Genomic DNA, 16,497 nt, shown 5'->3' with positions numbered 1-16,497 from the left:
CGGCGCGCGCTCCCGCGGTGCGGTGCGAGGCGGTCAACCGGTGGCAACCCGCGCAGGATGACGGCTCCTGCGCGGCAGGGCCGCCGGTCTTCCCACCCTCGGCCGACGGCCCAGGGTGCGGACACGCGCACGTGAGGGGCTGTGTTCCCCTGTGTTCACACGGTGGCAACACCCGTTCCCAGTATGCGGACAACTACCGCCGTGACCTGGACATACGCGTCGTTCGCTGCCACTCTCCGGCCATGCATCCTGCTCCTCGCCTCCTGCGCCGCGCGGTAGCCGCCGCGACCACAGCCCTGCTCGCCACCGCTGTCGGCTGTGCGCCGCAGCCCGAGGACAACGCGTCGGCGGTCCCCTCCGGACCGGCCGCCGACAGCTGCGCGCAGGGCGGCCTCCCCACCAAGACATCGGGGAAGCTGACGGTCGCGACGGACGAACCGGCGTACGAGCCCTGGTTCAAGGACGGCAAGCCCGCCAACGGCAAGGGCTACGAGTCAGCGGTCGCCTACGCCGTGGCGAAACGGCTGGGGTACGGCAGGAGGGCGGTGGTATGGCAGAGCGTGCCGTTCAACAAGGCGTTCGCGCCGGGAGTGAAGGCCTTCGACTTCGACATCAACCAGGTCTCGATCAGCGCCGAGCGCAAGAAGGCCGTGGACTTCTCCTCCGGCTACTACGACGTACGTCAGGCCGTCATCGCGCTGAAGGACGGCAAGGCCGCCAGGGCGGCGGACATCGCCGACCTGAAGAAGCTGAAGCTGGGCGCCCAGGTGGGCACCACGAGCCTGGACTACATCACCGACGTGGTGAAGCCGGCCCGGCAGCCCGCCGTCTACGCCAAGAACGACCAGGCCAAGTCCGCGTTGCGCAATGGGCAGGTGGACGCCATCGTCACCGACCTGCCGACCGCGTTCTACATCACCGCGGCGGAGGTGACGGAGGCGAAGATCGTCGGCCAGTTCGAGAACCAGGGCGGCACACCCGAGCAGTTCGGGCTCGTCCTGGACAAGGGCAGCGCACTGACCCCGTGCGTGACCCGCGCCGTCGACGCCCTGCGCGAGGACGGCACGCTGGCCCGGATCGAGAAGCAGTGGCTCTCGGACGCCGTCGACGCCCCGGTGCTCAAGTGACGGTCACCCGCGGCGCACCGGCCCCGGAGGGGGCGGACGACAAGGGCGACACGGCCGACGCGTGCCAAGACGGCGTGCCCGGTGACGGTTACGTGCCCTCCGAGCGGCGGCTGGCGCGCGAGCGCTACCAGCGCGCGCGTGCCCGGCGCGCCACGGCCGTCGCGGCTCTCTCGACGCTCGTCACGGCCGCCGCGCTGTACCTGGTCGTCGTCGGCGCGCCGGGCTGGCCGCGCACCAAGGAGACCTTCTTCAGCGCGCACTACGCGCGCGAGGCGTTCCCGAAGGTCCTCGAAGGTCTGTGGCTGAACGTCCGCCTGCTGCTGATCTGCGGTGTCGCCGTCCTGATCCTCGGCATGCTGATCGCCGTCGCCCGGACCCTGCGCGGCCCGGTCTTCTTCCCGCTCCGGGTGCTGGCGGCGGCGTACACCGACTTCTTCCGCGGCCTTCCGCTCATCATCAATCTGATGATCGTGGTCCTCGGCGTCCCCGCGCTGCGGCTCCAGGGCGTGACGGTCGACCCGGTCCTGCTCGGCGGTACGGCGCTGACCCTGACGTACTCGGCGTACGTCGCGGAGGTCTTCCGGGCGGGCATCGAGTCCGTCCACCCCTCACAGCGCGCGGCGGCCCGCTCGCTGGGCCTCACCAACCGGCAGGCGCTGCGCTACGTCGTCCTGCCGCAGGCGGTGCGCAGGCAGGTGCCACCGCTCCTCAACGACCTGGTGTCGTTGCAGAAGGACACCGGCCTGGTCTCGATCGGCGGCGCGGTGGACGCCGTCCGCGCGGCCGACATCATCGTGGGCCGCAGTCTGAACTACACGCCGTACATCGTCGCGGGGCTGGTGTTCGTGGCGCTGACCATCCCGATGACCCGTTTCACGGACTGGGTGACGGCCAGGATGGACAGGCAACGGGCTCAGGGAGGGGCCCTGTGAGCGTGCGGAGGATCCCTGTGAGCACCCCTGCGAGCATCCCGGACAGCGGCGCGCCCGTGCTGCGGATGGAGTCCGTCCGCAAGACCTTCGGCGGCTCGGTCGTCCTGCGGGACGTCGGCCTGGAGGTCGCCCCGCACACCGTGACCGCCCTCATCGGCGCCTCCGGGTCGGGCAAGTCGACGCTGCTGCGCTGCGCCAACCTCCTGGAGGAGATCGACGACGGCGCGATCTGGCTGGACGGTGAGGAGATCACCGACCCGCGGGCCGACCGGGACGCGGTGCGCCGCCGTATCGGCGTGGTCTTCCAGGCCTACAACCTCTTCCCGCACATGACCGTGCTCGACAACATCACGCTCGCGCCGCGCCGGGTGCACGGCGTCTCCCGGCAGGAGGCCGAGGAGCGGGCCGGTGAGCTGCTGGAGCGCCTCGGCCTGGCCGGCAAGGCGGATGCGTACCCGGACCGGCTCAGCGGCGGCCAGCAGCAGCGGGTGGCGATCGTGCGGGCTCTGGCCGTACGGCCCCGGCTGTTGCTGCTGGACGAGGTCACGGCCGCGCTCGACCCCGAACTCGTGGGCGAGGTGCTGGAGGTGGTGCGCGGCCTGAAGGACGAGGGCATGACCATGGTGCTGGCGACGCACGAGATGGGGTTCGCGCGGGACGTCGCCGACCAGGTGTGCTTCCTCGACGGCGGGGTGGTGCTGGAGCGCGGCACGGCCGAGCAGGTCTTCGGTGACCCGCGGCAGGAGCGCACCCGGCGCTTCCTGCGGCGGATCGTGGAGGCGGGCCGGCTGTAACGCCCCGGCACGGGGGTCAGCTAGGCGTCCGCCCGCGCCGCCCCCAGCAGGGCCGCGACCCGCTCCACGCCGAACACGTAGCCCTGCACCCCGCAGCCGGCGATGACGCCGTCCGCGCGCAGCGACACGTAGGAGTGGTGCCGGAACGCTTCGCGCTGGTGGATGTTGGAGATGTGCACCTCCAGGACGGGCATGCCGTCGCAGGTGTTCAGCGCGTCCAGGATCGCCACCGAGGTGTGCGAGTACGCTCCGGGGTTGATGACGATCCCGCAGTGGCCCAGCCGTGCCTCGTGGATCCAGTCGACCAGCTCGCCCTCGTGGTTGGACTGCCGGAAGTCCACCGTGCCGCCGTGCGCGGCCGCCGCCTCGGCACACCGCGCTTCCACGTCGGCCAGCGTGTCCCTGCCGTAGATCTCGGGCTGGCGCTGGCCGAGCAGGTTCAGGTTGGGCCCGTTGAGAATCATGATCGGGGCGTTGGCCAGGGTGCGGGGCACGGTTCCTCCGGGTCCGTTCGGGGCGGTGCGTCGACGACCGCTGCTCGCACCCGGTCTATCACGGTGGGCGGAGCGGACAAGGAGCCGTGCGCGCCGGTCACCACGGCGCGTGCCCCGGCTTCGCGCGGTGCTTCCGCACGCCCCGTGACTCCTGATCGTTCCAGGCGGTTGACCCGGTATGCACGAGGTACGCCGCGTCAGCACACCGTCCATGCCGCGGCTCGCGGCCGCCTCACTCGCCGGGACGGCGATCGAGTTCTACGACTTCTTCGTCTACGGCACCGCCGCAGCACTGGTCCTGGGACCCCTGTTCTTCCCGACGTTCTCCCCGGCGGCGGGGACGCTGGCGGCGTTCGGGACGTTCGGGGTCGGGTTCGTGGCCCGGCCACTGGGGGCGGTGCTCTTCGGGCATCTCGGGGACCGGCGCGGACGGCGGCCCGTGCTCGTCGTCTCCCTGCTGCTCACCGGCGCCTCGACGGTCGCCGTCGGCTGTGTGCCCTCGTACGGGACCATCGGTGTCGCCGCGCCCGTGCTGCTGCTCGTCCTGCGCTTTCTTCAAGGGCTGGGCCTCGGCGGGGAGTGGGGCGGGGCGGTGCTGCTGACCGCCGAGCACGCGCCCGCCGGACGGCGCGCCCTCTGGTCGAGTTTCCCTCAGGTGGGGCCGGCCCTCGGCTTCGTACTGGCCAACGGCATCGTGCTCGTGCTGTCGGCGACGCTGTCCGCCGCGGAGTTCGCGCGGTGGGGGTGGCGTGTGCCGTTCTGGGCGGCCGGCGCGCTGGCACTGGCCGGTCTGTGGCTGCGTTCGTCGCTCACGGAGAGCCCGCGGTTCCTGGAGATCGACGACCACGCGCGCGTGCCGCTCATCGAGGTCCTGCGGCATCACGGGCGACCGGTGCTCCTGACGGCCGGGGCGCTGGCCGCCGGGTACGCGGTGTTCTACACGGTGACGACCTGGTCACTGGCCTACGCCACGGAACGGCTCGGTGTGAGCCGCACGGTCATGCTGACGTGTGTCATGGCCGCGGTGCTCGTGATGGGCGCGCTCACGCCGCTCGCGGCACTGCTCGGTGACCGCTACGGACGCCGGCCGATGTGTCTCACCGGGTGTACGGCCAGCGCATTGTGGATGTTCCCGATGGTCGCACTGCTCGCGACCGGCGAGCCGCTGCTGATGTTCCTGGGCATCCTGGGCGCCCTGCTGGCCTTCACCACCATGTTCGCGGTGATCGCCGCCTACCTGCCGGAACTCTACGAGCCGCGGGTGCGCTGCACGGGCGCCGCCGTGGGCTACAACCTCGGCGGGGTGCTCGGCGGCGCGCTCACCCCCCTGGTGGCCACGACGCTCGCGGAGCGGGGCGGGCGTGTCCCCTGGGGGGTGGGCGCGTATCTGAGCGGCATGGCCCTGCTCAGCCTGGCGTGCTTCGCGCTGCTGCCCGAGACACGGCCGGTGCCCGTAGCGGCGGCGGAACCGGTGACCGGCTGATCGGACGCGCTGCCGGCGTCGGCGGGCCGGGGGTGGTGGAGGACTGGGCACCGACGGGACAAGGGGGGGGCGGGCTACGCGTGATGGCGCACGCTCATGGGTTGATCGCCAGCTCCAGGTAGGCCGCGAACAGCACCAGGTGCACGCCGCCCTGGAGGGGGGTGGCGCGGCCCGGCACCACCGTCAGGGAACTGACGACCACGGTCAGCAGCAACAGCAGCATGTGGGTCGCGCCGAGGCCCAGGACGAGCGGCCCGGACAGCCAGACGGAGGCGAGCGCCACGGCCGGGATGGTCAGGCCGATGCTGGCCATCGCGGAGCCGAGCGCCAGGTTGAGGCTGGTCTGCACCCGGTCACGGCGGGCGGAGCGCAGGGCGGCGATGGTCTCGGGCAGCAGGACGAGCAAGGCGATGATCACACCGACGACGGCGGGGGGCAGGCCCGCCGCCGCCACACCCGACTCGATGGTGGGTGACACGCCCTTGGCCAGGCCGACCACGCCGACCAGTGCCAGCCCGAGCAGAGCGAGACTGGTCCAGGCGGTGCGGGCGGACGGGGGGCCGGCGTGGTCGTCCCCGGTGATGACCTCGCCCTGACGGGTGATGGGCAGGAAGTAGTCACGGTGGCGCACGGTCTGGGTGGCCACGAACAGGCCGTAGAGGATCAGTGACGACAGCGCCGCGAACGTCAGCTGGACCGTGGAGAACTCCGGTCCGGGCTTGCTGGTCGTGAACGTCGGCAGCACCAGGCTGAGCGTGGCGAGCGTCGCCACGGTGGCCAGTGCCGCACCCGTGCCTTCGGGGTTGAAAACCGCCGTGCCGTGCCGCAGGGAGGCGGCGAGCAGACAGATCCCGACGATGCCGTTACAGGTGATCATCACGGCGGCGAAGACGGTGTCCCGGGCCAGGGTGGAACTCTTGGCACCGCCGTCGGCCATGAGGGTGACGATCAGGGCCACCTCGATGATCGTGACGGCGATGGCGAGCACCAGCGAGCCGAAGGGTTCGCCCACCCGGTGGGCGACCACCTCGGCGTGGTGCACCGCCGCCAGGACGGCGCCGGCGAGAACGACGGTCACCAGGGCGACGACCGCTCCGGGCAGGTGCCGGCCCCAGATGAGGACCAGCAGGACGATCGCGAGCACCGGCACGACGATCGTCCATCGCCGGGTGAGCGACCGCAGCCGAGTGGTCATGCGGCGATGCTCGCAGAGGCTTACAGGATTCGCATTCCGTCCTTCTCGGATACCTCTCGCCCTTTCCGTCGCGGGCCCGGAACCGGTCCGGCCGGATACCGCACCGGCCGGACCACCGCGTCTGATCGGGGCCCCGCAGGGCCGTCAGCGCGGTCAGGCGTCGGCGTTCTGTCTCGGAGTGCCCTCGTCCACGTGCGCCGTTTCCACGGCCGCCTGCTTCCGCGAGGCCACCAGGCTGGTGATCGTGGTGACGGCGAGGACGGCGCAGATCACACCGAGCGAGACCGGGATGCTGATCTCCGGCACGTGCACCCCGGACTCGTGCAGGGCGTGCAGTACCAGTTTGATCCCGATGAAGCCGAGGATGATCGACAGTCCGTACGACAGGTGGACCAGCTTCCTGAGCAGTCCGCCGATGAGGAAGTACAGCTGGCGCAGTCCCATCAGGGCGAAGGCGTTGGCGGTGAAGACGATGTACGGGTCCTGGGTCAGACCGAAGATCGCGGGGATGGAGTCCAGGGCGAACAGCACGTCGGTGGTGCCGATGGCCAGCATCACGACCAGCATCGGGGTCATGACGCGCTTGCCGTTCTGCCGGATCCACAGCTTCGTGTCGTGGTACCGGTCGGCCACGCCGAACCTGCGCTCCGCGGCCTTCAGCAGCTTGTTCTCCTCGAACTCCTCGTCCTCCTGGTCCGCCCGGGCCTCCTGGATGAGCTTCCAGGCGGTCCAGATCAGGAAGGCGCCGAAGAGGTAGAACACCCAGGAGAAGCTGCCGAGGATCGCGGCTCCCGCGGCAATGAAGACGGCCCGCAGGACCAGGGCTATGAGGACGCCGACGAGCAGGACGCGCTGTTGGTACCGGGTGGGCACCGCGAACTTCGCCATGATCAGGACGAAGACGAAGAGGTTGTCGACGCTCAGCGACTTCTCGGTGATGAAGCCCGCGAAGAACTCGCCGGCCGGTCGCCCGCCGCCGAACACGAGGAGGCCGAGGCCGAACAGACCGGCCAGGGCGATCCAGACGACGGTCCAGACGCCCGCTTCCTTGACCGACACCTCATGCGGCTTGCGGCCGATGAAGAAGTCGACGGCGATCAGGGCGGCGAGGCCCACGATGGTGAGGACCCACAGGGTCAGGGTGACTTGCACTGCACCTCCGGCATTACGTCACGGCAAATACGTCAGCGTCGTCGCTGCCGGAGGTCTCTTCCACCCATGATGGGCCGGCGTCCCGGGACCGGAACCGGTCCGTATTGACGGGTGCGCCGCAGTCAGGGAGTACTCCCCTCCGCACAAGAGACAGTACCCCAATGACCAAGGAATGGTAAAGAGGAACGTAAAGAAAGATCTAAAAAGCCTGCTCACAGCGCTTTACTCGTACTTGGTCAGGGTTCTGGCCACCTCCGCGAGCACCTCCGGTACGATCCGGCTGCCGGTCGGGACCGGGGACGGTTCGTACGTCCACGCTTGACCGACCCAGGGATCGGCGAGGTGATCACCGGGCAGCGGGGTGAGTCGCAGCAGCGAACGCCACAACGGATCCAGCAAGGGGCCGTGGGGGGGCGGCGTCCTCCCGGTCCGCCACCAGCACGAGGTGCACGCCGCCGGCCGGCCCCTCGTCGGCGAGACAACGCAGCCGGGCCACCGTCCGGTCGTCGAACCCGGGCGGGAAGTCGTGGACGATCAGGAGTTGCTGCGCGGTGTCGAAGCGGCCGGCAGCGACCCGGCCGCGCCGGCAGGCATCGCCATCTCGACCAGGGCGACGCGCCGGGTGAGGTGCTCCAGCACCCGCGTGACCCCCGCTGCCCCGGCCGCGGGCGGCGCCGCCAGGACTCCCGACCGCGTCAGCGGCAGCAGCGCCTGAGCTCCGGCCCCCGCCGGGTCGGCGACCCGCACGGCGAACGCCCCCGGCGGGTGTACGGCGAGCAGACGCGCCGTGAGGGCGACCGCCGTCTCCAGGGCCAGGTGCCGCAGCTCGGCGGAGTCCCGCGTCACCCCGTCGGCCGGTGCCGCCGGACCGCTGTCGACCCACAGACCCCGTTCCCGTGGCAGCCTGACCAGCAGAGGTATGCGAAGGGGCACGCTCTCCGAGGAGAGGGATGTCGCCGAGCCGCAGGGCGATCGGCGGCTCGGCGGGTGGGCGACGGGCGTGCCGGACGGGCTGGTCCCAGCGGCGCAGGCCGGCGGGAGGGCGGGCTCGACCACCTCGGCCTCGGCGGTGAGCTGGGCGAGGCCGCGGTCGAGGACCGCGCGCGCCTGGTCGACCAACTGGGCGCGCCGGGCATGGGCCGCCTCGCGGGCGGCTTCGCTCGTCGGGCCGAGCCTGGCCCGCGGATCGGCGAGAACCTGGTCCAGCTCCTTGTCCAAGCGGGAGTCGGCGAAGTCGACGGCGCTGCGGTACGCGGCCGTGGTGCGGGCCAGGTCCTCGAACCCCGCACCAGCTCGGCCGCCATCGCCGTCGCCCCCGTGTCGTGGTGTCCCGCGTGCCGTGCCCGGTGGCCGGCCGGTCCTACAGGTGGGGCAGGATCGCCGGCATCAGGTCCTGGAAGGTGCGGCCGCTGGCCGGCGCGCCGATGGCGGTCATCGTCCAGCCGGCGCCGGCGCGGTGCACCTTGGCCATGATCTGGGCGGTGTAGTCGCCTCCGCCGGCCAGGGTGTAACGGGCGAGTTCCTGGCCGTTGGTCTCGTCCACGAGACGGCAGAAGGCGTTCTGCACCTCCTGGAAGGTCTGGCCGGTGAAGGAGTTCACGGTGAAGACGATCTGGTCGACGTGGACCGGAACGCGCTGGAGGTCCACCAGGATCGCCTCGTCGTCCCCGCCCTGACCGGCGCCGCCGACGCGGTTGTCACCGGTGTGGCGCACCGAACCGTCGTCGCTCACCAGGTGGCGGAAGAAGACGACGTCCATGGGTTCCCCGCCGGCGAAGAGGACGGCCGAGGCGTCCAGGTCGATCTCGCGGGTACGCGAGCCGAACAGGCCGCGCCGTTTCGCCGCCTGCCAGCCAAGGCCCATACGGACGGCGGTCAGGGTGCCCCCGTCCTGCTTCTCCAGGCTGATGGCCTGACCCTTGGACAAGTTCACGGACACGGCTGATTCCCCTCTCGACAGTCCCCTGTTGCCGCGCCATCGTGCCGCGCGGTTGTCAAGACCCTACGCAGGGGCGGCGACGGCGCCGAACCCCGAACCGCGCTTTGTGTCGGTGTTGCAACACTTGGCAGGGGAGCGGGGTCCGGCGCGGTGGCGGAGGTCAGGCGAGGCCTGCCTCCCGCATCTGGCGCAGCTCCTTCTTCATCTCGGAGACCTCGTCACGCAGCCGGGCCGCGATCTCGAACTGGAGCTCCGCGGCGGCGGCGCGCATCCGTTCGGTCATCTCCTCGATCTGTCCGGCGAGTTCGGCCGCGGGCCGGTCCGTCGGGACCGTCCTGCCCTTGGCCCCCTTGGCGTTCTTGCCGGTCTTCGCGCCCTTGGCCGCCCTGTCCCCGAGCGACGGGACAGGTGCCTTGGCGGCCTTGCCGTCCTTCGCCGCGCGGTAACCGGAGCCGAGGAGCTGTTCGGTGTCGACCTCCTCGCGGGCGATCTGCGCGACGATGTCGTTGATCTTCTTACGCAGCGGCTGCGGGTCGATGCCTCTGGCCTTGTTGTAGGCGACCTGCTTCTCCCGGCGGCGGTTCGTCTCGTCGATGGCCTTCGCCATCGACGGGGTGATCCTGTCGGCGTACATGTGAACCTGGCCGGAGACGTTCCGTGCGGCGCGGCCGATGGTCTGGATCAGCGAGGTGCCCGAGCGGAGGAAGCCCTCCTTGTCGGCGTCCAGGATCGCCACGAGGGACACCTCGGGCAGGTCGAGGCCTTCACGGAGCAGGTTGATGCCGACCAGGACGTCGTACTCACCGGAGCGCAGCTCGCGCAGCAGTTCGACGCGGCGCAGGGTGTCGACGTCGCTGTGCAGATAGCGGACCTGGATGCCGAGTTCCAGGAAGTAGTCGGTGAGGTCCTCGGCCATCTTCTTGGTCAGCGTGGTGACGAGGACCCGCTCGTCCTTGTCGGTGCGCTTGCGGATCTCGTGCACCAGGTCGTCGATCTGTCCCTCGGTGGGCTTGACCACGACCTCCGGGTCGACCAGGCCGGTGGGGCGGATGATCTGCTCCACGACACCGTCCGAGCGGGACAGCTCGTAGGTTCCCGGGGTGGCCGACAGATAGACGGTCTGACCGATGCGCTCCTGGAACTCCTCCCACTTCAGGGGACGGTTGTCCAGGGCCGAGGGCAGGCGGAAGCCGTGGTCCACGAGGGTGCGCTTACGGGACGCGTCACCCTCGTACATCGCGCCGATCTGCGGGACGGTGACGTGCGACTCGTCGATGACGAGCAGGAAGTCGTCCGGGAAGTAGTCCAGCAGGGTGTTGGGCGGGGAGCCGGGCAGGCGGCCGTCGAAGTGCATCGAGTAGTTCTCCACGCCGGAGCAGGTGCCGATCTGGCGGAGCATCTCGAGGTCGTACGTGGTGCGCATGCGCAGGCGCTGGGCCTCCAGGAGCTTGCCCTGCTTCTCCATCTCGGCGAGGCGCTCCCCCAGCTCCTTCTCGATGCCGTTGACGGCCCGCTCCATGCGCTCGGGTCCGGCGACGTAGTGGGAGGCGGGGAAGACGTACAGGTGCTGGTCGTCGCTGATGATCTCGCCGGTGAGCGGGTGGAGCGTGGACAGCGCCTCGATCTCGTCGCCGAACATCTCGATGCGGACGGCCAGCTCCTCGTAGACCGGGAAGATCTCGATGGTGTCGCCGCGGACCCGGAAGGTGCCGCGGGTGAAGGCCATGTCGTTGCGGGTGTACTGGATGTCGACGAAGCGGCGCAGCAGCTCGTCCCGGTCGACCTCGTCGCCGACCCTGAGCGGGACCATGCGGTCCACGTACTCCTGCGGGGTGCCGAGGCCGTAGATGCAGGACACCGACGCGACCACGATGACGTCACGGCGGGTGAGCAGCGAGTTGGTGGCCGAGTGGCGCAGTCGCTCGACCTCCTCGTTGATGGAGGAGTCCTTCTCGATGTAGGTGTCCGACTGGGGGACGTAGGCCTCGGGCTGGTAGTAGTCGTAGTACGAGACGAAGTACTCGACGGCGTTGTTGGGGAGCAGCTCGCGGAACTCGTTGGCCAGCTGGGCGGCGAGTGTCTTATTCGGCGCCATCACGAGCGTGGGGCGCTGGAGCTTCTCGATCATCCACGCGGTGGTGGCGGACTTTCCGGTGCCGGTCGCGCCCAGGAGGACGACGTCCTTCTCACCGGCCTCGATGCGCTTGGCCAGGTCGGCGATGGCCGCCGGCTGGTCGCCGCTGGGCTGGTAGGGGCTGACGACCTCGAAAGGCGCCACCGTGCGTTCGATGTGGGAAACGGGCCGCATGCCATCCACCGTACGACCCTCCACTGACAACGAGCCCCGATCAGCGGTTCTGCGGGGTGCGGTGACCCTGGTGCTCGGGCCGGTGTCCCCCGTGGAGGGCGGGCCGGCGGTCGGTGTGGGAGGCGACGGCGGCGGCCGGCACGCCCGGCTTGTCCTCGACGGGCGTCCAGTCGGGGCGGCCGGTGACCATCAGCGGATCGAAGATCACGACGACGCCCGCGAGGAGCAGGAAGGCGAGCGGTCCGATCAGCATCGGCGCGAGCACGGAGGCCTCGGGCCCGCCTCCGGTGGCCTGGGAGACGCCGTCGAGGTGAACGACGAGGGCGGCCATCCCGGTGTAGTGCATGCCGCTGACCGCGAGTCCCATGACCAGGCTCGCGCCCACGCTCCACAGGAAGCCCCGGACGCGGCCGGCGGCCCACAGGGCGGCGGTGGCGGCGACGACCGCTATGACTACGGAGGCGGCGACGGTGAAGGTGTTGTAGGTGAACCGGCCGTGGAAGCGGACGCCCGCCATGCCGAGGTAGTGCATGGAGGCGACGCCCAGACCGGTGATCGTGCCGCCGGTGAAGAGCGGGGTGCCGGTGGCGCCCCGGTAGCCGACGATGAAGATCCCGACACCGACCATGATGATGGCGAGAGCGAGACTCGCGTAGGTCATCGGCGCGTCGTAGTGGATCGGCGCCCCGTGGATGGAGAAGCCCATCATGGCGACGAAGTGCATGGTCCATATGCCGGAGCCGATCGCGGCCGAGCCGAGGGCCAGCCAGGCGGGCCGCCTGGAGTGGGTGACCAGCAGGGATCTGGTGGTGCACCGCAGGCCGAGGGCGCCACCGAGGCAGGCCATCAGGTAGGCCACCAACGGGGTGACCGCCCCGTAGCTGAATCCGTCGACCGTGCCTCGCATCGCGGCTGCCCTTCCGCCTTCATACGTCCCGGAATGTTATGACTGCGCCCCCGTCCCAGGACCGCACGGCGGTCAGGGTTGTCGCAGAGAGTATGACCCCCACCGGAATGGTCGAACGATTCCGGAGCAAAGAAACACGGCGTTGCCGCACTTGTGTGGCACTGGTGTGCGGTCGCGGGGACCCCCGTTCGATCTGTGGTCATCGTGCGCCCGGGTGGGGTTGACCCTGTGCTGTCAGTCTGGGGCTGTCGGTATTCGCTCGACGCGAGGAGTACGCATGTACGCGCGCGTGGTCGCCGCCACCGTCGCCACGGTCCTGGGGACGGTGACGATCCTGCTGAGCCCCACCTCCGACGCCCGGGCGGGCGAGGACGGCCCGCCCACGGTGATCGCCCACCGGGGCGCCTCCGCCTACGCCCCCGAGAACACGCTGGCCGCCATCGACAAGGCCGCCGAGCTGGGCTTCTCCTGGGTCGAGAACGATGTCCAGCGCACCAAGGACGGTGTGCTGGTCGTCCTCCACGACGACAGCCTGGAACGCACGACGGACGTCGAGCAGGTCTTCCCCGGCCGCGCGCCGTGGAAGGTGAAGGACTTCACCGCCGCCGAGATCGCCCGGCTGGACGCCGGCAGCTGGTTCTCCTCCGCGTACACGGGCACGCGCGTGCCGACGCTGGCGGAGTACATGCGGCGGCTGGAGCACAACCACGAGCGGCTGCTCCTGGAGATCAAGAACCCCGCACTGTACCCGGGTCTCGAACAGCAGACCCTGAAGCTCCTCGCCAATGAGGGCTGGCTGGACGACCGGCATCTGGGGCGGCTGATCGTGCAGAGCTTCAGCGCCGAGAGTGTGCGGACCGTCCACGAGCTGAAGCCCGCGGTCACCACCGCCTACCTGGGTACGCCCACCGTTTCGGATCTGCCCGAGTTCGCGGACTTCGTCGATCTGGTGAATCCCTCGTACGGCTCACTGTCCCGGGACTACGTGTCGGCCGCGCACGCCATCGACGGGCCGCACGGCAGGCCGCTCGGGCTGTTCGCCTGGACGGTGAACGACGCCGCCACCGCGCGCCGGGTCGCCGGCTACGGCGTCGACGGGGTCATCAGCAACAAGCCCGACGTGGTGCGGGCGGCACTGTCCTCGGACTGAGCGGGGCGGGCGTTGTCAGTGCCGGGTCGTACGGTGGGCGCATGGACAGCCATGGGCGGGATGAGCAGCGACTCGTGTGGGCCGTCATGGGCACGGACATCGGCCCGCTGATGCTGGCCGCGACCGGTGACGGCCTGGTGAACGTCGTCTTCCACGCGTCGGACGCCGTGCGCCTGCGAGCTCTGGAGCGGCTGGCCGTCCGGCTGGGCCGCGAGCCCGTGGAGGATCCGGACGCGCCGTTGCTGGCGGAGGCCGTACGCCAGGTGCGGGCCTACCTGGCGGGTGAGCGGCACGCATTCGACCTGCCGCTGGACTGGTCGCTGATATCCGGGTTCAACCGGCAGGTGCTGCGCGCACTGGCGGCCACGGTGCCGTACGGCGCCGTGGTCGGGTACGGCGATCTGGCGGGGCGGGTCGGGCAGCCCGGCGGTGCGCAGGCGGTCGGCGCCGCGATGGGCGCCAATCCGCTGCCGGTGGTCGTGCCGTGCCACCGGGTGGTGGAGAGCGGTGGTGGCATCGGCGGTTTCGGGGGCGGACTGGAGACCAAGCGGAAGCTGCTCGCCCTGGAGGGCGTGCTGCCCGAGCCGCTGTTCTGACCGGCCCGGCGGACGCACGGCTAGTCGTCGTAGTGCCGGGCCTCGAATATGTTGCCGTCGGGGTCGCGGAAGTAGAAGCTGCGGGTCGCGTCGCCGCGGGCGCCGGACAGGCCGTGGTCGATGTCCGACACGGGGACACCGTGTTCCTCGAGGCGGGCGCGCAAGGCGTCGAAGGCGTCGGCCGGCAGGGACAGGCAGAGGTGGTTGACGGGGTGGCCCGCGCTGTCGGCCGAGCCGGGCAGCATCCTCATGCGTGCGGCGAAGGTGCGCGGGGCGAGGTCGAGGATGGTCTCCTCGTTGACACGTACGGAGGGGAAAGTCGCCCTTCCGTCGGTGAACTCGGTGACCCTGATCGGCTCCAGGCCGACGGCCGTCTCGTAGAAGCCGGCTGCCGCGACGGGATCGGCCACCCACAGGACGACGTGGTCGAGACGCGTGGTGTTGTTCGTCATGCGGCCCAGGCTGGTGGCGTCCCCCACAGGTCGCAAGCGTTTATCCGGTGCCGGCACCCGCCAGGGATGAGGAGGGACCGACGGACTGGAGGTGGGCACATGGTGCTGGTGGTGTCGGAAGAAGTGCGGGAGGCGATCGACGCGCGGCGCCCGGTGGTGGCCCTGGAATCCACGATCATCGCGCACGGCCTGCCCCGTCCACGCAACCTGGAGGTCGCCCGGGAGCTGGAGGAGGCGGTGCGTCGGCAGGATGCCGTGCCGGCGACCGTCGCCGTGCTCGACGGACAGCCCCGCGTCGGCCTGGACGAGCGGCAGCTGGAACGGGTCGCGAACGACGACGGCATCCGCAAGCTGGGCCACCGTGACCTGCCGCTCGCCGTCGCCACGGGGGCGAGCGGGGCGACGACCGTGTCGGCGACGGCACAACTGGCCGCGCTGGCGGGGATCCGGGTGTTCGCCACGGGTGGGCTGGGCGGTGTGCACCGGGAGTGGACGCTGACCCAGGACGAGTCCGCCGACCTGGGGCTGCTGGCGCGCACCCGGATCACGGTGGTGTGCGCGGGAGTGAAGTCGATCCTGGACGTGCCGGCGACGCTCCAGCGGCTGGAGACGCTGGGGGTGGCCGTCGCCGGGTTCGGCACGGACCGGTTCCCCGGCTTCTACCTGTCGGACTCGGGGCATCCGGTCGACTGGACGCTGGACAGTCCGGAGCAGGTCGCCGCCGTCATGCGCGCCCAGGACGCCCTGGACGCGCCGGATTCCGCGCTGATCGTCGCGAACCCCGTCCCCGAGGCGGAACAACTCGATCCCGGGCTGCACGCGCGCGTGCTCTCCGACGCGCTGCGCGCCTGCGCGGAACGCGGCGTCACCGGTCAGGCGGTGACACCGTTCCTGCTGGACCACCTGGTCCGTCACACGGACGGAGCCTCGCTCGGCGCCAACCTGGCGGCGGTGCGCGGCAACGTACGGCTGGCGGCGCGGATCGCCACAGCGTGGACCAGGGGGTGACCGCGGAGCGGAACGGGGCTCTGCTGGTCGTCGGGGACGTGGTCACCGACGTGGTGGCCCGGCACCGGGGACCGCTCGCGGCCGGCACCGACACGGCCGCCGAGATCCGGACGCTGCCGGGTGGTGCGGGCGCCAACGTGGCCTGCTGGGCCGCCCACGCGGGCTGCGCGGACGTACGGCTGCTGGGGCGGGTGGGCGCCGACGCCGCCGCGTGGCACGAGCGGGAGCTGGTGGCGGCCGGGGTGCGGCCCCGGCTGGTGGTGGATCCGCAGGCGGCGACCGGGACAGTGATCTGCCTGGTCGACACGGGTGCGGCGGCCGAGCGGACGTTCCTGACGGACAGCGGGGCCTCTCTGCGGTTCGGCCCCGCCGACTGGTCGGACACCCTGCTCGACGGCGTGGCCCGGCTGCATCTGTCGGGCTATCTGCTGTTCACCGGGCCGAGCCGGGCACTGACTCGGAGGGCCATCACCGCGGCACGCGCGCGCGGGGTGCCGGTCAGCCTGGACCCGGCGTCGGCCGGCTTCCTGGCGGAGCTGGGTGTGGACCGTTTCTTGGCGTTCACGGAGGGGCTGGACCTGCTGCTGCCCAGCAGGGATGAGGCGTGCCTGCTGACCGGGGTGCCGGACCCGGTGGACGCGGCGGCCCGGTTGAGCCGCCTCGTGCCGCTGGTGGTGGCCAAGGCGGGCGCGGACGGGGCGCTGGTGGTCCGGTCCGGCGCCGTACCGGTGCGGGTCCCGGCTGTGCCGGCGGCGCCCCGGGACACCACGGGAGCCGGTGACGCCTTCACGGGCGCCTTCCTCGCCGCGCTGCTCGCGGGCGCGACGCCGGAGGAGGCCGCGGCGTCGGGCTGCCGGGCAGGCGCGGAGGCGGTGGAACGGGTGGGCGGCAGACCACCACGGGCCGGGCGCGTGGACTGACCCCCGCGAGGGCCTTGGGCGGCAGAACGGCCGGGGCGGC

At 71.1% G+C, this 16,497-nt stretch carries 17 protein-coding genes; 8 read left to right on the top strand and 9 right to left on the bottom strand.

Annotation, left to right across the window (positions count from 1 at the left end; translation table 11 throughout):
* The first annotated feature begins 242 nt into the window (after window positions 1–242).
* The 3 genes from ACGFT1_RS23325 (at window position 243) to ACGFT1_RS23315 (ending at window position 2,853) form a co-directional block, all read left to right on the top strand.
* Complete coding sequence (locus tag ACGFT1_RS23325) at window positions 243–1,127, top strand: ABC transporter substrate-binding protein (RefSeq protein ID WP_373910879.1); 885 nt, start codon at window positions 243–245, stop codon at window positions 1,125–1,127.
* Window positions 1,124–2,059: an amino acid ABC transporter permease gene (locus tag ACGFT1_RS23320; RefSeq protein ID WP_373910878.1), complete on the top strand. Its 936-nt coding sequence runs from the start codon at window positions 1,124–1,126 to the stop codon at window positions 2,057–2,059. Before ACGFT1_RS23325 ends, ACGFT1_RS23320 begins: the two co-directional genes overlap by 4 nt.
* Window positions 2,060–2,124: 65 nt before the next feature.
* A complete protein-coding gene (locus tag ACGFT1_RS23315) occupies window positions 2,125–2,853 on the top strand; it encodes an amino acid ABC transporter ATP-binding protein (protein WP_373911053.1) in 729 nt (242 codons plus the stop codon).
* 20 nt (window positions 2,854–2,873) lie between these two features.
* Here the strand turns inward: ACGFT1_RS23315 and aroQ are convergent, their stop codons facing one another.
* Window positions 2,874–3,347 (bottom strand): type II 3-dehydroquinate dehydratase, encoded by a 474-nt coding sequence (gene aroQ, locus ACGFT1_RS23310; RefSeq protein WP_362222888.1) that lies wholly within the window; start codon window positions 3,345–3,347, stop codon window positions 2,874–2,876.
* A 211-nt stretch (window positions 3,348–3,558) separates the two neighbouring features.
* On the opposite strand from aroQ, the gene ACGFT1_RS23305 reads away from it, so the two are divergent.
* Window positions 3,559–4,830 carry an MFS transporter gene (locus tag ACGFT1_RS23305; protein WP_373911052.1) on the top strand — a complete coding sequence of 424 codons (1,272 nt, stop codon included), beginning with the start codon at window positions 3,559–3,561 and terminating at the stop codon, window positions 4,828–4,830.
* Between the two features lie 94 nt (window positions 4,831–4,924).
* On the opposite strand, the gene ACGFT1_RS23300 is transcribed toward ACGFT1_RS23305, so the two are convergent.
* From ACGFT1_RS23300 to ACGFT1_RS23270, 7 genes are all read right to left on the bottom strand, one after another.
* Window positions 4,925–6,025 carry a calcium:proton antiporter gene (locus tag ACGFT1_RS23300; RefSeq protein WP_373910877.1) on the bottom strand — a complete coding sequence of 367 codons (1,101 nt, stop codon included), beginning with the start codon at window positions 6,023–6,025 and terminating at the stop codon, window positions 4,925–4,927.
* Between the two features lie 153 nt (window positions 6,026–6,178).
* The gene (locus ACGFT1_RS23295; RefSeq protein WP_373910876.1) at window positions 6,179–7,177 is read right to left on the bottom strand and encodes a TerC family protein; all 999 of its coding nucleotides are present in this window, start codon (window positions 7,175–7,177) and stop codon (window positions 6,179–6,181) included.
* A gap of 222 nt (window positions 7,178–7,399) precedes the next feature.
* Window positions 7,400–7,576, bottom strand: a complete 177-nt coding sequence (locus tag ACGFT1_RS23290; RefSeq protein WP_373910875.1) for a hypothetical protein — start codon at window positions 7,574–7,576, stop codon at window positions 7,400–7,402.
* A 135-nt stretch (window positions 7,577–7,711) separates the two neighbouring features.
* Window positions 7,712–8,395, bottom strand: a complete 684-nt coding sequence (locus ACGFT1_RS23285) for a hypothetical protein (RefSeq protein WP_373910874.1) — start codon at window positions 8,393–8,395, stop codon at window positions 7,712–7,714.
* 142 nt (window positions 8,396–8,537) lie between these two features.
* Window positions 8,538–9,116: a TerD family protein gene (locus ACGFT1_RS23280; protein ID WP_361984456.1), complete on the bottom strand. Its 579-nt coding sequence runs from the start codon at window positions 9,114–9,116 to the stop codon at window positions 8,538–8,540.
* A gap of 160 nt (window positions 9,117–9,276) precedes the next feature.
* The gene (uvrB, locus tag ACGFT1_RS23275; RefSeq protein ID WP_373910873.1) at window positions 9,277–11,424 is read right to left on the bottom strand and encodes an excinuclease ABC subunit UvrB; all 2,148 of its coding nucleotides are present in this window, start codon (window positions 11,422–11,424) and stop codon (window positions 9,277–9,279) included.
* 40 nt (window positions 11,425–11,464) lie between these two features.
* Window positions 11,465–12,331 (bottom strand): MHYT domain-containing protein, encoded by an 867-nt coding sequence (locus tag ACGFT1_RS23270; RefSeq protein WP_373910872.1) that lies wholly within the window; start codon window positions 12,329–12,331, stop codon window positions 11,465–11,467.
* A gap of 277 nt (window positions 12,332–12,608) precedes the next feature.
* Between ACGFT1_RS23270 and ACGFT1_RS23265 the strand changes: the two genes are divergently transcribed.
* Both ACGFT1_RS23265 and ACGFT1_RS23260 read left to right on the top strand, forming a co-directional pair.
* Window positions 12,609–13,481, top strand: a complete 873-nt coding sequence (locus ACGFT1_RS23265) for a glycerophosphodiester phosphodiesterase (protein WP_373910871.1) — start codon at window positions 12,609–12,611, stop codon at window positions 13,479–13,481.
* Between the two features lie 41 nt (window positions 13,482–13,522).
* A complete protein-coding gene (locus tag ACGFT1_RS23260) occupies window positions 13,523–14,077 on the top strand; it encodes a methylated-DNA--[protein]-cysteine S-methyltransferase (protein ID WP_373910870.1) in 555 nt (184 codons plus the stop codon).
* Window positions 14,078–14,097: 20 nt separating this feature from the next.
* On the opposite strand, the gene ACGFT1_RS23255 is transcribed toward ACGFT1_RS23260, so the two are convergent.
* On the bottom strand, window positions 14,098–14,529 hold the full coding sequence (locus ACGFT1_RS23255; RefSeq protein ID WP_373910869.1) for a VOC family protein: 432 nt from the start codon (window positions 14,527–14,529) through the stop codon (window positions 14,098–14,100).
* Window positions 14,530–14,628: 99 nt separating this feature from the next.
* Here ACGFT1_RS23255 and ACGFT1_RS23250 point away from each other — a divergent pair, with 99 nt between their 5' ends.
* Window positions 14,629–15,537: a pseudouridine-5'-phosphate glycosidase gene (locus ACGFT1_RS23250; RefSeq protein ID WP_373910868.1), complete on the top strand. Its 909-nt coding sequence runs from the start codon at window positions 14,629–14,631 to the stop codon at window positions 15,535–15,537.
* Window positions 15,534–16,457 carry a carbohydrate kinase family protein gene (locus ACGFT1_RS23245; RefSeq protein WP_373910867.1) on the top strand — a complete coding sequence of 308 codons (924 nt, stop codon included), beginning with the start codon at window positions 15,534–15,536 and terminating at the stop codon, window positions 16,455–16,457. Before ACGFT1_RS23250 ends, ACGFT1_RS23245 begins: the two co-directional genes overlap by 4 nt.
* Window positions 16,458–16,497: the final 40 nt, after the last annotated feature.

The sequence above is a fragment of the Streptomyces sp. Y20 genome (assembly GCF_043195475.1).
Classification (GTDB): Bacteria; Actinomycetota; Actinomycetes; order Streptomycetales; family Streptomycetaceae; genus Streptomyces.
This window is presented reverse-complemented; position numbering and strand designations above follow the sequence as displayed.